The organism is Bacteroides sp. 4_1_36, from assembly GCF_003466325.1.
Classification (GTDB): domain Bacteria; phylum Bacteroidota; class Bacteroidia; order Bacteroidales; family Bacteroidaceae; genus Bacteroides; species Bacteroides uniformis.
In genome coordinates, this window is record NZ_QSOX01000002.1 from 218,855 (window position 1) to 233,557 (window position 14,703).

The following is a 14,703-nucleotide window of genomic DNA, read 5'->3' on the forward strand; positions in this document are numbered from 1 at the left end:
ATTCCGGCATCATATGCCGACCGAATTATCCTTTTTACGTATTTATTCCATAAATTCTCTTGAAGTCATGTCTGCGCGATGCCGGTGTGACTTTTGTCATTTATAACCGAATTGTCACATTCTTCACATTCTGCCGTAACACGGAGGTGCGATATTTGCATCAACTAAATGCAACGTCATGTGCTGCATGTGTTTCAACATTAATTTGTAAATCATCAAGTCGTCCCAATGAAAGTCCTTTTTATCGTTCAAGGAGAAGGCCGCGGGCATCTGACCCAAGCCATAACAATGGAAGAGCTGCTGCGCCGCAACGGTCACGAGGTAGTGGAAGTGTTGGTGGGCAAAAGCAATTCGCGCTGTCTGCCCGGTTTCTTCAACCGCAGCATCCAAGCTCCGGTGAAACGTTTTCTCAGTCCCAATTTCCTGCCTACGCCTGCCAACAAGCGGGCAAGTCTTGCGCGTAGTGTGGCCTATAATCTCACCCGTCTGCCCGTCTATCTGAAAAGCATGCACTATATACACCGCCGCATCGAGGAGAGTGGTGCCGAACTGGTCATCAACTTCTACGAACTGCTCACGGGGATGACCTATCTCTTCTTCCGTCCTTCCGTTCCTCAAATAAGCGTCGGGCACCAGTACCTGTTCCTGCACCGCGATTTCGAGTTTCCCGGTAAGAACGGCTTCCATCTGTGGCTGCTCCGCCTTTTCACCCGCCTCACGTGCATAGGTGCCCGCGAAAAGCTCGCCCTTTCCTTCCGCGAGATGGAGGATGACGAAGAAGCGTATGTCCGCGTGGTTCCGCCATTGCTGCGGAGGGAGGTGCTGTCGTGCGAAGGTACGGAAGGGGATTATCTCCACGGATACATGGTAAACTCCGGTTTTGGCGAGAATATCCTCCACTGGCACAGTGCCCATCCGGAAATACCCCTCCACTTCTTCTGGGACAAGCAGGACGAAGCCGAGGTGTGCCGTGTGGACGACACCTTGAGTTTCCATCAGCTCGATGACGTCAAGTTCCTGCGCTACATGGCAGGCTGCAAGGCCTATGCCACCACTGCCGGCTTCGAGTCGGTCTGCGAGGCGATGTATCTGGGCAAGCCTTTGCTGATGGTTCCGGCGCATATCGAGCAGGACTGTAACGCCTACGATGCATTCCGTAGCGGTGCCGGTGTCATCTCCGAGGAGTTTGATTTGGAACGTCTGCTGGACTTCTCGGAGCATTTCCGCCCGAACATGGCTTTCCGCTATTGGGTGCGTAGCTGCGACTGGCGTATCCTGCGCTGTATAGAGAGGGAAGAGAAAGAGGAAACCTTTTTCGGGGTTTCCTCTTCCTGCCGTCCTTTCTTTCCGGCGACTTAAATGCTCACGTTCATCGCATTGGCTCCCAATGCCCCTAAGATGGCGGAGGCTACTGCAATTACGACTTTCAGAATTTTATCCCAGATACTTTTTTTCATGCTATATACGTTTTAAAAGTTGAACATACGAATCGGTAGTAAAATCAGTCATACTTATCCCAACGGATTTTCGCCCTGGTCTCCGTCCGAACCGCCTCCGTCTCCCGAGCCGGAACCGCCGCCGGAGCTTCCTCCTTCACCGTCTCCCTTGTTCAGCAAAGCTTCTAGGTCGTAGAAGTCAATCTTCTGCCCGGCACGCGTGGCGGCGATGTCCGGTCTTACGGTGCTGGAAGGCCGGAAATTGATTTTCACCGCCTTGATGTTCTTGGCGGTGCACTCCTTTACATCCAATACGCCTGCCGTACGCGCCGACAGGCTGAATACGCCGAAGTTCTTGATATTCACCGACTGGCCGCTGTAGAGGGTTGTTATCATGGCCTCCACAAAATTGGTCAATACACTCTGGATGTCTCCCAGTGTCAGCGAACTCTTCTCTTTCATCACATACGCAATGTCGTCCAGCGTCGCATTGTCGCCCAGTGTCACCAGCTGCGGGTAGAACTTTGCCACCGCATCTGCCTTTCGAGGATCTTTCCTCGCAATTTTCTTGAATGGTACTCCCATAAACAGTTAAATAATTAAAAATTAACAATTAGAAATTAAAGTCCCGTATTGCAATACTTTGCTCTTTCTCCTTTAGGGGGGAAGAGGGGTGCTGCAAAAGTACTCCTCCGGCTTTTTCTGCTCATGGCTTTCTTCGGGTTACGCCGTCTCTTTCCCGTTTCCTTTCTGTTCAAAAAAAATTCTTCGTCCGATGCCCGTTTATGTCTGTATATGCTTGGTCATACCGCTGATATTCAGTATCTTTATGGTGTAATAATCAACCAATAACATAAGGAATGAAAACAGAAAAAGAAAAGAGGGAAGAGGAGGAGGAAGACCTTCGTCCGTTCCGCATCCACGCCTATTCGAAGGAGGAGCTTGCCATGCTCTACAACCCGACTTACTGCATCAGCAATGCCATCTATACCCTGGCGGCATGGATACGCCACAACAAGGCGCTGAAGGGTGAGCTGGAGAAGGTGGGCTACAACAAATACCGGCGCACCTTCACTCCGCTGGAAGTGAAAGTGCTGGTGAAGTATCTGGGAGAACCCTAACAGGATGCCGGCCGGAAATAGGGAAACCTTGTAAAGAAAACGCCAATATATGTAAAGCCCCGTAACAATATATGTTGTCATGCACAACAATATATGTTACGGGGCTTCTCTCTTCTCCTCGAATGCCGGTTACTGATATGTCTGGATGTCCACTACCTCATATTCGGTCGTCTCCTGCTCGTTGGTCCGTGTGCCGAATCCGTACTTTTCCAGTGCCTGCACCAGTACCAGCTGGGTGTGCGGGTTCACCTGCACCTTTCCGAATATGCTGAGCTTGGTCAGTATGACGCTGGCAGGGAGCCACTTTGTCTGCAGGTCTTCGGGCAGCGGTTTGCGGAAGAAGACGAAGAGGTTCTCCTCCACGGGGTCTTTCATGCGGTGCCGTTCGTTGTGCTTGTTCAACTGTTCTATCTCCTCGCCCTCGTACCAGTATCTGAATCCGCCTTTCAGCAAGGCGAGGGCCTGGGCGTAGATGCCGGGATGGTTCACCGGGGTGTGGTAGTCTATACCGGTGATGGTGATGGGGAGGAAACGCCGGTTTCCGCCGATGTCCTGCAGGCACTGCCGGTTGTTGGTGCTCGCGATGAAGGAACAGTGGCGGGGCAGGGTGAAGGCTTCGATGTCGTAGGCCTTGCGCTGCGTCACGTTGTCCTGCGCGATGATTCGCTTCAATGCTGCCAGCTCGCCGGGCTTCACGCCTTCGAACTCTTCCATGTTGATGATGATTCGCGTGGCGAGCAGGCGGGCATCGTCCTTGTTGCTCGGGTCTATTATGCCGTTGTAGAAGTACTCTTTCCACTCGGGCGGCAGCAGGCGCCGAATCCAGCTGCTCTTTCCCTTTCCCTGCTCGCTGTAGAGGATGATGACGAGCTGGTTCATGTCCTCGTCGCTCAGTGCGCAGGCCACCAGGCCCACTATCCACCGTTTGAAGCCCTTCTGCCATAGCTCCCGGTTCTCGGTCGTCAGGGTGTCGGCCAGCCGGGCGATGTAGTCCGTCCCGTCCCAGGGGGGAAGCGCGTACAGATAGTCGGTGTAGGGGTTGAACTCCTTGGCGTAGTTGGAGTCTATCACGGCTCTGAGGAAATTCTGGTAGCAGGAGATGCCGGCCATCTGCAGGTCTACGAATATGGTGTTGTAGTCCTTTCCGCGCATGGGACGGTAACCTTTTCCGGCATCTGCCGACAGGGCATAGGGCATGAATTCGAGGCGGTCCAGGATGAGGTTCCTGCGGATGCCGTAGTGCTCTTCCAGAAAGCTCATCACTTGGTTGATGACGGGCTTTTTCTCTTCCTTCTTTGTGGCGGCTTCGCTGGTCTTGTCGGTATAGATGTAGGCATTGTGCAGGGGAGATTCCACGTCGGGATACTCTTGTCCGAACTCGTTTTTCGCCAGTCTGATGGCTGTCTGCTCGTCCAGGCCCTTGCTGTAGCATTTGTTGCCCAGGGCGAAGAGGAAGTTGTCGCGGTTGCCTGCCCGGAACCTGGTGGTGCGCTTCACGGCGGTCACGGCTTGGGAGAATATCAGCTTCTCCCAAGGCTTTGCGTCCTGCGGCGTGGCGGCAACGGAGGCGGGGAGGGGGTGTACCGTTTCGGCAGCCGTCTTCTTCTTGCCGCTTTCCTTTTTCGCAGGCGGGATGATGCGTGCCGGCAACGGGGAAATCTGTTCCAGCAGTGCGGCATTGATATAGGCATGCGGGTCGAAGGACATGAAGTATCCCCGCGAGATGTCCTTTCCACTTCCGTCCACCTCTACTCCGAGAAGGGCCTCGTAGTGCTCTTTGGCGGCGCTGTACAGCTTCAGGTGTATCTCCTCGAGCGTGGCGTAGGTCACCTCGCCCTGCCGGAGACGGTCATACAGACGCCGGGTGTATTCCGTCTGCATGAAGACGAACAGCTTGTAGCCGTGCCTTTTGGGGGAGAGGAAACTGCCCAGGGTGTGCGGGTCTTCGTTGATGAGGGTCCGGGTCTGCTCCAACTGTCCTTCTTCCAGGTCGTCGATGTCGAGCGTGATGACGGGGTTGTAGCGGGTGATGCTCGGTGCGAGCCTTCTTTCCCGGTAGTTGGCCGTGAGGGTCCTGAAGGGAAGCTGCTTCTTGACGTGGTTGGCTTCCTCCACCTTTCCCTGTGCCACGAGGCTGGCGATTTTGATGATTAACTTGGCATGCTTGCCGTTTCTTATGTCAGCCATGTCCTGCGTGAAGGTTGTCTCCCCGCTGACGGCGCTGAAACCACGGTAGGTGGTAACTGGAATGTTTTCCATTCTACTTGTATTAAGTTTGCCTTATTGGCGGCGCAAAGATGCCGCTTATTTCCTTAGGAAGCAAAAACGGCCATCCGCAGTGGGACAGCCGTTTTTTTACAATTTGAATTCCTTGGTCCGTTTTACTCCTTGGGATATAGCTCATTGAAGAGCTTATATATCTCATCCTCAATGCAATCGGGGTTCAGCGTATTGCCGCTTCCGTCCGCGTCCATAAAGTTTACAAGTAGATGCAGCAGCTTGGCGAAGGGGCTTACGCCCTTCAGTCCGTGTTCCTTTTGGGGATTTATCAGCAGTGGTATGAAGGGTGTCAGGAAAGCCTTCCGCTCCTTGTATTCCACGGTTAACGACTTGTGTTCTACCATAGAAAGCAGGTCGAGGGCCACTTGCACCTCTTTGCTCTCTTTGGTGTACAGCACTTGGTAATCTCTCCCTTTGATTTGCATCACGCTAATTGGCGTTTTTTTGTTCTCATAATTACAATTTGAAAATCTAATTTTATATTAAGTTAACGAATCGGGTGCAAAATTAATAAAAAAGAGAAGTCTGTGCACTATGTATTACACGGATTGGCACGGATTTTTGTAGTTTCTGTGCGTATCACTTTTGTGTATGTCCGTGCGTATCATCCTTTTGTTTCCGTGAGTATCCGTCACTCAGAACGTAGCGAAGAATTTTTCTCTGTGCTCCTCTGTGCCAATCTGTGTAATCTGTGGTGCCCCTCTCCGTGAACTAGTGAAGCGTGTGTGTAATCTGTATGTATAGGGTGAGGTACCGGAACCTATGGTTATATATGTAACACACCCTTTCTTTAAAAAGATAAGAAATGACGCGCGTGCGCGTGTATCTTACCTAATAGGCGTAATTCTTTGATATATAGTGTGATGATGTCTGCATTAAAAAAGATTATCATTTTATCAATCAGAATATTTTGTACTTTCATTTCTTGACGTTACCTTTGCGTTCATTAAACGGAACGTGTTATAAAACATTTCTTTCATCATAAACGTTTCGTTGATAACGGCTTATCGCAAGATAGCTTGAATATAACTATTTCGTCGCCTTCCTTCCGAGATGGTGGAGGGTTTTGAAATAAAATGAATGCATATAGCCTATTTAAAGTAACCGCATTACATTACTTGACCGGGAGGTACTTCGCTACTCCGGTGTCCCCCAATCATATTTTTTCGTGAACGAGAATGCAGAAATGCACTGGTATGCAGTGCGTGTCACCTATAGCCGAGAGCTTTTTTTCAAGGATTACCTGGATGCAGCGGGCATTGAAAACTATATTCCCATGCGCTATGAGTATGTCGTGAGGAAAGAGCGCCGCCTGCGCAAGCTTGTTCCTGCGGTCCATAACCTGGTCTTCGTCCGCTCCACCCGCGAGCGTATGGATGAAATAAAGAACGAACCGGGCATGAACATCCCCATCCGCTATATCATGGACCGCGAAACCCGCCAGCCCATCGTCATCCCGGACTCACAAATGCGCAGCTTCATCGCCGTGTCTGGCACCTACGACCAGGCCGTGCTCTATCTTGAACCCACCGAGCTGAACCTCTCCCAAGGAACCCGGGTACGTATCACCGGCGGCATCTTCGAAGGAGTGGAAGGGGTGTTTGTGCGTGTGCGCCATGACAGGAGGGTGGTGGTGAACATCGAGGGGGTGATGGCGGTGGCGACGACGTTTGTGCATGCGTCGCTGGTGGAGGAGATAGGAGAAGGAAGTTAGAATATTCTGTGCTTATCGTCATAATGCTGAATAAATATTTAACCCCAATTTCTCAGCCTTCATACATGGAATGGGTTGATTGGACTAAAATCATTGGCATATTTTTAGTTACACTGGGACATGGGAATTTGGTGAGTGTAGAGTTGAATACTTTCATTTATTCTTTCCATATGCCTTTATTTTTTATCCTTTCTGGAATATTGTTCAAATATCGTAATTTCATTGAATCTCTTAAAAAAGGATGGCATACTTTGTTGGTTCCTTATTTCATAATCAACTTAATAATTTTGGCATATACTTCAATATTACTTATATTGAAAGGTACATTTGATGTCCAGATGTTTTTGGGAAAGGTGGTAGCTGTGATTGTTGGGCTGGGATATAACGTAGGATACTTGTCTCCAGTTAGTGCACCTACTTGGTTTTTAATCAGTTTGTTTTTTTTACATATATTAACTTCCTTAAGGGAAGATAGAGCATATAGATTGTTACTGGTTCTTTTTTGTATTGGTGTTTTTTTGATTTTGCAATATTATGAAATTGATACCTTAGTTCCCATTGATAGCACTTTACTTGCGATGCCTTTTTTTATTGCTGGTTATGAGATGAAGGAATTTTTTAAGCGTGATTTGTCTTTTTATGTTGTTTTGATAATTTTTGTGGCACTTATTGTTTTTAACTATTACAATGGCAGAGTAGATATAAATACTTGTCAGATAGGAAATTCTTTGTTGCTTTTTTATCTAAATGGAACGTTTGGAACAATATGTGTATTTCAAATTGCCAGATACTTACAACTTGGAAATAAGATTAGTTTAATTGCATCTGGTACAATAATTATATTAGGTTTCAATTTGTTGATGATAAAATATGCTAAAGTTGTATGGAATTTTATCTTTTCTAGTATTCCGATTACTTCGTTGGTAGGTATATTACTGGCATCGGTGATATTGGCAGTTTTTATACCCATTATCCTTTTTTGTAAAAAACATTTTAAGTGTATATTGGGATATAGATAAGATGTCTAATTTTAGTGATAATAAGCGAATAGCCAAGAATACCATTTTTCTTTATATTAGGCTGATATTTGTAATGGGAGTCAGCTTATATACTGTACGGGCAATTTTGAGTCTTCTTGGAGCGACTGACTACGGCTTATATAATGTGATTGGAGGTTTCGTTTCAATGTTCTCTTTTATTAGTGGAACGTTATCTTCATCGTCACAAAGATACTTCTCAATATCTTTGGCCGAGAATGATTTTAGGAAACTAAATGATTGGTTTTGTTTGAATCTTAACTTATTTGTTATAATCATTGTCTTTTTGATTTTCATAGCTGAAACATTTGGATTATGGTTTATAAATAATAAAATGACAATACCAATCGAAAGGTTGACGGCAGCAAATATAATTTTTCAATTATCATTGTTAGGATTCTGTTGTAGCCTTGTCAATACTCCATATTTGGCTTTGATTATTGCATATGAAAAAATGAAAACATTTGCCTATATTGGGATGTTAGAGGCGTTGTTTAAATTGGCAATCGTGGGGATTTTATACTTTGTTTCAACAGACAAGTTGATTGTGTATGGAATTTTGATTTTTGTAATAAATGTATCAATTACACTTTCTTATGTAGGGTATGTTTCAAGAAAAATACCACAAATTCATTATTATGTATATTGGAATAAAATTGAGATAGCTGAATTGGCTTCATTTTCAGGGTGGCATCTGCTCGGAACCATTTCTGTAGTTTTAAGAGGGCAAGGTATTAATGTACTTTTGAATGTTTTTTTCAATCCGATAGTGAATACAGCTCGTGCAATAGCATTTCAGATAGAAAGTGCAGTAATGCAATTGCAAAATAATTTTTTTTTGGCATTAAAGCCACAAATCTATAAATTGTATGCAGTACATGATTATTCTCAATTGCATACATTAATCGTCAGAAGTACTCAGATATGTTTTTTTCTGACTTCAATATTATCAATTCCTTTGTTTTTTGAACTTGACACGGTGCTTGATTTATGGCTTGTAGAAGTACCGGAATATACGCGAGCGTTCACAACACTTGTACTTCTCAATGGTTTGATTGATTCGGTATCTGGGCCCATGATTGCTCCAATTTTAGCTACGGGTAAGATTCGTAATTTCTATTTGATTACTGGAAATCTTATAATATTTACTCTTCCCATATCCTATGTGGTACTGCATTATGGGTGCTCCCCCGAGTCAGTATTTATTGTTACGATTTCTTTTTCTTTTTTGGCTATGATGTGCCGAATCTATTTTTTGCATAAACTTATTAAAATTCCTTTTCTCGAATATATTATTGAACTTATCAAGCTTTTTATTGCTACTGTTGTAATTTGTATTGTTGTAACATTGTATATATATATGACACCTGATAGTGCGATGAGATTTTTTATTGTCATTATTCTTTCTTCTGTGTTGCATTTGATAATGTATTACTATTTTGTAATATCAAGCAATGATAGGAAGGCACTTAATGGATATGTTAGTAAATTCCATGGTAAGATTTGGAAATGATGAGAGGAATTTTTTCGCAATTTAAAATAATTTTAGATAAATGAAAATAGGCATTTTGAATTTTCATAGGGCTCTAAATTATGGAGCAGTTTTACAATGCTATGGATTACAAGAAACCTTGACGGCGTTAGGACATGAAGTTTCTGTTATAGATTATAGACCTAGGATTATTGAAAAACATAGATCCTATTTTTTATTTGATATTTTAAAAGAAAAAGGAATTATCCCTTTTATTAGAAGTACAATATATTCATTACTTACTTTACCCAATAAATATAAGTGTAAAAAAGCTTTTGATGATTTTTTATCCAAATATCTAAAATTGACTGATTTTGTAGTTTCACTATTAGATTTGGCCAAATTAGATTCTTTTGATATCATTTTTGTTGGAAGTGATCAAGTTTGGAGTGAAAGGATAACAGGGCTAGACAATGTTTATTTAGGTAATTTTGTTAAGTATCATGTGAGGTATATTGCATACGCAGCTTCATTAGGCGCTTCGGTTTGTCTTGAAGAACCGAAACAACAGCGTTTATTGGCTTTTTTACCTAATTACCAAAAGTTGTCTGTACGCGAAATATATTTGCAAAAATGGCTAATGAGACATAATTTTAAATCACAAGTTGTTTTAGATCCCAGTTTGCTTGCAGATACCTCAATCTTTGATAAAATTGCGTTTAAACCCAAAGTTTCAAATTATGTATTATTGATAAATCTTGATAATAGTGCAGAAAGTTGTTTGTTTGCAGAGAATATAGCAAATCAACTTCAAGCTAAGGTTGTGTCTATAAAAGCGATAGGATTATCCAAAAACAAATTTGATTTAATTGGAATATCACCTATGGAATTTTGTGGATTAATAAAATATTCAAGATGTGTCATTACAGTGTCATTCCATGCTACAGCATTCTCTATTGTTTTTCAAAAAGATTTTTATGTTATGAAATTTGAAACAGATGAACGTTCATATAATCTCTTAACGATTTTAGGTTTAACTGATCGACATAAAAATCCTCAAGAAGAAGTTATATTTACGCATATTAACTATAAATTACCATTGAGTAAACTAAATCAAATAAAAAAATATTCTTTAGAATACATAAATAGTTGTTTGGATAATTGAATATTCAATACTATGAGTAAAAAAAAAGTAATAGTAATTGGGGGAAATCATCACAATACATTAGGTGTATTGCGGAGTTTAGGAGAAAAAGGTGTTTTTTCTGAACTTATTCTTGTAACTTCTAGTAAATACCCTTATGTTAAGTATAGTAAATATATCTGCGACTATTGTCAATTATCTAGATGGGTTGATGTACCTATAGAATTAAAAAATAGGAAATGCAGATATAATGGTCTGAAACCTATTATTATATCTTGTGCAGATTTAGCTACCTTTCATCTTGATTTGAGTTATAACGAATTGTTTTCTTATTATTGCCTGCCTTTAGGTAGAGCACAAGGTGATATTTCTAATGCCATGGATAAAATGGTTATGAGAAAATTTGCTGAAAAAGTCAAGTTGAATGTTCCATATACCTATTCTTTAGATGAGTTGAGATTAAGAAATATTGAGTTTCCAATCATCATTAAACCCTTGTCAAGTGTAGAAGGAAATAAATCAGATATAAAGATTATAAAGAACGAATATGAATTATCTAGGTATATGGATCTCCATAAGAACAAACCTTTAATTGCTCAAGATTATATCGACAAACAAATCGAATTCCAGTTTATAGGGTGTGCTTTAGACCAGCAGCATGTTTTTATTCCTGGTGTGTCAATAATATTGCGACAACCTAAAGAAACAAATACGGGCTATTTGAAATATGTTTCGTTCTCAGAATTTTCAGAAAATGGTTTATTGCAGAAATGCATTTCATTTATAAGAGAAGTAGGTTATACTGGTTTGTTTTCAATGGAATTTCTTCGTGACAAATATGGAAACGACTATTTTATGGAAATCAATTTTAGAAATGATGGGAATGCTATTTCTGTTACAGAGGCTGGAGTTAATCTCCCTTATATTTGGTATGCATACAATTCTAGTATTGATTATAACGAAGAAATGCAAAAAAATATTCGTACAGTTTATGTAATGCCAGAGTTTTCGGATTTTAAGGTAGCTCTACGATTATATAATAAGAATATTTTTAGTTGGTTTAATGATGTTTGTAGAACAAATAGATTTATGGAATACGATTCAAGGGATAAAAAACCGTTTTGGGTTGGTTTATATCATGAATTATATGACATGCTATATTATAAATTATTAAAAAATAAAAGATAGTTATTGATGTTACTATTTGACCGTATAAGGAAATACTGCTTATCTTCTGCATGGAATATAGGTTTTGTGGAAGATAAAGTTCAATGTGTTATTCTAAATGATTTGCAGAATATACATTGGATGAAGCATCAATATAGCGACAGATGGTTCGCTGATCCTTTTATTCTGAATGTAGATGAGGAGAATATAATCCTTTTGGTGGAGGAATTTTGTTATTCATTTAGTAAAGGACGTATCGCAAAATTGGTAGTTAGCCGTAAAGATTATATCTTGAAGGAGATGAAAATTGTATTGGAAGAACCATGGCATTTGTCTTTTCCTTTTATATTAAGGAAAAACGACAAGATCTATATTATTCCAGAGAGTTGTAAAGCAGTGGCTACAGCTGTTTACGAATATGATTTGTTGACGGATTCTATGATAAAAAATAACGACCTTTCACATTTACCGTTAACAGATGCAACCGTACTACATTGGAATGACACAAATTATATACTTTCGACAAAACTTCCATTTCCTAATGATAAAGATTTATATTTGTTTAATTTCGATTATGAAAAGATGGTTATTGATGATAAACCGGTTCAAAAAGTAAAATTTGGAGGAAAAGTTGCACGCAATGCCGGTGAAGTGTTTGTCGTTGATGGTCAATATTATAGACCTGCACAGGATTGTAATAAAAATTATGGAAATGGAATTGTAATTCAACGAATAGAATCTGTCGGTGAACGTTTTTTGTTTTCAGAAGTTAAAACATTCTTTTCAACCAATAAAAAAATGGATTTAGGATACCATACTTTCAATATGTATAAAGGTTTGATAGTTGTTGATGGTCATGGACATAGGCGAAAATTATTATTTATGATATATAGCATTTTAGTAAATATCAAAGGAATGTGGAAAAACAAGCGATGATTCAATGTTGCAGAATTAAAAGAAGAGTAAGGAATATAAGATAGTAAACTTCTATTTGTAAAAAGATTTTATTTCTTATTGCTATGAATAAAGGTATAGTAGTTACAATTCTTACTGTTTTATATTTTCTTTGGAATATATTTGCTGGAATTAAATTAACATGGGGTGGAATTTTAATGTTGATTTGGGGAGGTCGTATTAATATCATTTTATTCCTGATTTTTGCTTTATTGTTTATTCTCATTGGGTTAACTGATAAAAAAGGAAGCGTTTTTACATCAAAGTACAAGCGATATGCATTTCCATTTATATTAGCTTATCTTTTTATTTATTTTTATGCAGGTTTTTTCTTGGGAGAATATCCTAGCGGATCTTTTTTAATGAATGCCTTTATGGCGTTTATATTTATACTTCTCAATGACAAATGGAAACTTACGGTTTTTGATTGGTTGGTCAAATCTCTCGTGTTTTTTTTGTCCTTGTCGTTAATTGAATACCTCCTTTATATTTTTACTGATCAGGGTATTCTGATTGCTTATTTCATTCGTGATAATTCTGGTCGCGAACAGCTTTTCGAACAACATCTTTTCAATTTCTTTATTATAAACTCTACTATTCGATTTCAAAGCTTTTGTGAAGAACCTGGAGAACTTGGTACTCTTTGCTATTTGATGTTATTTCTGATAGGGAATAATCCTCGATATAAAATTTATTATTACTGTTTTTGGATTTTTGGTCTAGCTTCATTCTCATTGGGATTTTATATACTTGCAGCCATTTATTTGTTGTCAATTCGTTTCAAGATTCGTACAATTGTTCTTACAGCTGTTTGCGTATTGACAATGCCTTTAATTTTGGGTGAGCAGTTTGAGACTTTAGTCATGGAACGTATTAGTGGAAAGGATATTAGGGATATTGACAATAGAACGGGTGACGCACTTAATAGTGCCCTCAGTACTTCCATTTTCGATGGGTCGATAATTTATGGTCATGGTGGAGTACTTCCTGATAATATGGGATATGATTCAGGGAACACTGGAGGAAAGGTATTTTTGTATAAATATGGTGTTTTAGGGTTGATTTTACTCTTATGTCCGTTTTGGAAATTCATTAATCAGTATTATCGTCAATATCGTGTGCCATATCGGCTTCGAATGTGTTTTGTGATTGCATTCTTCGGAGCATTCTACAAGTCAAATATGCTTGAATTCTATTGGTGCTTATGTCTTCCTTTCTTGTTCCCTATGTTGGCATCTGGAGCTACTTCAAAGACATTTAGTATAGATAACATCAAGTTGTAGCAATTATTATGAATATATTATTTCTGTGCCATCAACTTACTGGTGGGGGGGCTGAACGTGTCTGTGCAGATGTAGCGAATGGCTTGAGCCGTTTGGGACATAAAGTTGCAATTATGATGGATACATCAATAGCTATCGTTTATCCCGTATTACCAGATGTGCAAATTTATTCTTGTCCAGAAAGAAAGGGTAATTCCTGGATCATGTATCGTATCAAAATATTTTGGAAGATATTGGAAGTTTTAAAGAAATATAAACCAGATGTTATAGTAAGTATATTGTACTTTCATGCAACACTTGCTAAATTGGCATCCATGTTGGTACATAAGTGTCCAGTGATAGTTTCTGACCATAATTCTTTTGAACGACCAGAATCAGCTCCTTTCCCATTGAACCAAAAAATAGATAAATTTTTCAGAAACTATTATTTTGATTATCTGACGGTCTTGACACAAGCTGATTATACGTTTTTAAACGGTCGTTTCAAAAAAGTAGTTGTTATGCCTAATCCTTTGACTTGGGAACCGGAAAAAGTAATTCCATCAAAAAGTAAAATAATACTTGCTGTTGGACGTGTGGATATTTGGTACTGCAAAGGCTTTGATATTTTGTTAAAGGCATGGAGCAATCTTGCATGCTTTTATCCTGATTGGACTCTAAGGTTAGTCGGTGCTGGACACAAAAAAAATGTAGATTATTTGAAGTCGTTAGTACAGAATATATCTAATGTAGAGTTTGTTCCATATACCAAGGAGATTAAAACAGAATATCGTGATGCTGAGATATTTGTTCTTAGTAGTCGTTACGAAGGTTTTGGTTTAGTGCTTACTGAAGCTATGTCACAAGGTTGTGCTTGTATTGCTTGCGATTATAACGGTCGCCAATCAGAAATTGTAATTAATAATAAAACAGGTCTTATTTGTGGAATTGATAATCTGTTAGAATTAGAACAGAAATTAAAAATATTATTAGACAATAATGAGTTACGCAAGAGGCTACAACATAATGCATTACATGCACTCGACAGATATAAAGTAGACCATATATCTAAATTGTGGGAGCAGTTGCTTCACAAGTGCATTTATGAGTAATTCTT

General features: G+C 40.3%; 14 protein-coding genes. 10 read left to right on the forward strand and 4 right to left on the reverse strand.

Annotated features, from left to right (window positions below; all coding sequences use genetic code 11):
* Window positions 1-228: 228 nt before the first annotated feature.
* Entirely contained in the window at window positions 229-1,359 is a 1,131-nt protein-coding gene (locus tag DXD65_RS03800) for a glycosyltransferase family protein (protein WP_008663500.1), read from the forward strand.
* On the opposite strand, the gene DXD65_RS20990 is transcribed toward DXD65_RS03800, so the two are convergent.
* Together DXD65_RS20990 and DXD65_RS03805 are read right to left on the reverse strand one after the other, a co-directional pair.
* Entirely contained in the window at window positions 1,356-1,457 is a 102-nt protein-coding gene (locus DXD65_RS20990; protein ID WP_005829220.1) for a smalltalk protein, read from the reverse strand. The genes DXD65_RS03800 and DXD65_RS20990 overlap by 4 nt on opposite strands.
* A gap of 54 nt (window positions 1,458-1,511) precedes the next feature.
* Window positions 1,512-2,021: an HU family DNA-binding protein gene (locus DXD65_RS03805; RefSeq protein WP_008663501.1), complete on the reverse strand. Its 510-nt coding sequence runs from the start codon at window positions 2,019-2,021 to the stop codon at window positions 1,512-1,514.
* Window positions 2,022-2,296: 275 nt separating this feature from the next.
* On the opposite strand from DXD65_RS03805, the gene DXD65_RS03815 reads away from it, so the two are divergent.
* Window positions 2,297-2,557: a DUF4248 domain-containing protein gene (locus DXD65_RS03815; protein ID WP_005829216.1), complete on the forward strand. Its 261-nt coding sequence runs from the start codon at window positions 2,297-2,299 to the stop codon at window positions 2,555-2,557.
* A gap of 129 nt (window positions 2,558-2,686) precedes the next feature.
* Here DXD65_RS03815 and DXD65_RS03820 read toward each other — a convergent pair whose 3' ends face one another.
* Together DXD65_RS03820 and DXD65_RS03825 are read right to left on the reverse strand one after the other, a co-directional pair.
* Entirely contained in the window at window positions 2,687-4,816 is a 2,130-nt protein-coding gene (locus DXD65_RS03820; protein ID WP_117887358.1) for a VapE domain-containing protein, read from the reverse strand.
* 122 nt (window positions 4,817-4,938) lie between these two features.
* Window positions 4,939-5,262, reverse strand: coding sequence for a hypothetical protein (locus tag DXD65_RS03825; RefSeq protein ID WP_005836962.1), 324 nt, complete (start codon window positions 5,260-5,262; stop codon window positions 4,939-4,941).
* 761 nt (window positions 5,263-6,023) lie between these two features.
* Between DXD65_RS03825 and DXD65_RS03835 the strand changes: the two genes are divergently transcribed.
* From DXD65_RS03835 to DXD65_RS03870, 8 genes are all read left to right on the forward strand, one after another.
* Complete coding sequence (locus DXD65_RS03835; RefSeq protein ID WP_044469020.1) at window positions 6,024-6,551, forward strand: UpxY family transcription antiterminator; 528 nt, start codon at window positions 6,024-6,026, stop codon at window positions 6,549-6,551.
* Window positions 6,552-6,574: 23 nt separating this feature from the next.
* Window positions 6,575-7,570 carry an acyltransferase family protein gene (locus tag DXD65_RS03840; RefSeq protein ID WP_117887359.1) on the forward strand — a complete coding sequence of 332 codons (996 nt, stop codon included), beginning with the start codon at window positions 6,575-6,577 and terminating at the stop codon, window positions 7,568-7,570.
* Window positions 7,571-7,643: 73 nt separating this feature from the next.
* Complete coding sequence (locus DXD65_RS03845; RefSeq protein ID WP_133304090.1) at window positions 7,644-9,101, forward strand: lipopolysaccharide biosynthesis protein; 1,458 nt, start codon at window positions 7,644-7,646, stop codon at window positions 9,099-9,101.
* A gap of 40 nt (window positions 9,102-9,141) precedes the next feature.
* Complete coding sequence (locus DXD65_RS03850; protein WP_117887361.1) at window positions 9,142-10,224, forward strand: polysaccharide pyruvyl transferase family protein; 1,083 nt, start codon at window positions 9,142-9,144, stop codon at window positions 10,222-10,224.
* A gap of 12 nt (window positions 10,225-10,236) precedes the next feature.
* Window positions 10,237-11,391 carry an ATP-grasp domain-containing protein gene (locus DXD65_RS03855; protein ID WP_117887362.1) on the forward strand — a complete coding sequence of 385 codons (1,155 nt, stop codon included), beginning with the start codon at window positions 10,237-10,239 and terminating at the stop codon, window positions 11,389-11,391.
* 6 nt (window positions 11,392-11,397) lie between these two features.
* Window positions 11,398-12,306 carry a hypothetical protein gene (locus DXD65_RS03860; RefSeq protein ID WP_117887363.1) on the forward strand — a complete coding sequence of 303 codons (909 nt, stop codon included), beginning with the start codon at window positions 11,398-11,400 and terminating at the stop codon, window positions 12,304-12,306.
* 83 nt (window positions 12,307-12,389) lie between these two features.
* Complete coding sequence (locus DXD65_RS03865) at window positions 12,390-13,607, forward strand: hypothetical protein (protein ID WP_117887364.1); 1,218 nt, start codon at window positions 12,390-12,392, stop codon at window positions 13,605-13,607.
* Window positions 13,608-13,615: 8 nt separating this feature from the next.
* A complete protein-coding gene (locus DXD65_RS03870; RefSeq protein ID WP_117887365.1) occupies window positions 13,616-14,698 on the forward strand; it encodes a glycosyltransferase family 4 protein in 1,083 nt (360 codons plus the stop codon).
* The last annotated feature ends 5 nt before the right edge of the window (window positions 14,699-14,703 follow it).

Excerpts from the sequence above, each read along its gene's own strand:
- DXD65_RS03800 (WP_008663500.1), top strand. The coding sequence starts at position 229 with ATGAAAGTCCTTTTTATCGTTCAAGGAGAAGGCCGCGGGCATCTGACC.
- DXD65_RS20990 (WP_005829220.1), bottom strand. The coding sequence starts at position 1,457 with ATGAAAAAAAGTATCTGGGATAAAATTCTGAAAGTCGTAATTGCAGTA.
- DXD65_RS03805 (WP_008663501.1), bottom strand. The coding sequence starts at position 2,021 with ATGGGAGTACCATTCAAGAAAATTGCGAGGAAAGATCCTCGAAAGGCA.
- DXD65_RS03815 (WP_005829216.1), top strand. The coding sequence starts at position 2,297 with ATGAAAACAGAAAAAGAAAAGAGGGAAGAGGAGGAGGAAGACCTTCGT.
- DXD65_RS03820 (WP_117887358.1), bottom strand. The coding sequence starts at position 4,816 with ATGGAAAACATTCCAGTTACCACCTACCGTGGTTTCAGCGCCGTCAGC.
- DXD65_RS03825 (WP_005836962.1), bottom strand. The coding sequence starts at position 5,262 with ATGCAAATCAAAGGGAGAGATTACCAAGTGCTGTACACCAAAGAGAGC.
- DXD65_RS03835 (WP_044469020.1), top strand. The coding sequence starts at position 6,024 with ATGCACTGGTATGCAGTGCGTGTCACCTATAGCCGAGAGCTTTTTTTC.
- DXD65_RS03840 (WP_117887359.1), top strand. The coding sequence starts at position 6,575 with ATGCTGAATAAATATTTAACCCCAATTTCTCAGCCTTCATACATGGAA.
- DXD65_RS03845 (WP_133304090.1), top strand. The coding sequence starts at position 7,644 with ATGGGAGTCAGCTTATATACTGTACGGGCAATTTTGAGTCTTCTTGGA.
- DXD65_RS03850 (WP_117887361.1), top strand. The coding sequence starts at position 9,142 with ATGAAAATAGGCATTTTGAATTTTCATAGGGCTCTAAATTATGGAGCA.
- DXD65_RS03855 (WP_117887362.1), top strand. The coding sequence starts at position 10,237 with ATGAGTAAAAAAAAAGTAATAGTAATTGGGGGAAATCATCACAATACA.
- DXD65_RS03860 (WP_117887363.1), top strand. The coding sequence starts at position 11,398 with ATGTTACTATTTGACCGTATAAGGAAATACTGCTTATCTTCTGCATGG.
- DXD65_RS03865 (WP_117887364.1), top strand. The coding sequence starts at position 12,390 with ATGAATAAAGGTATAGTAGTTACAATTCTTACTGTTTTATATTTTCTT.
- DXD65_RS03870 (WP_117887365.1), top strand. The coding sequence starts at position 13,616 with ATGAATATATTATTTCTGTGCCATCAACTTACTGGTGGGGGGGCTGAA.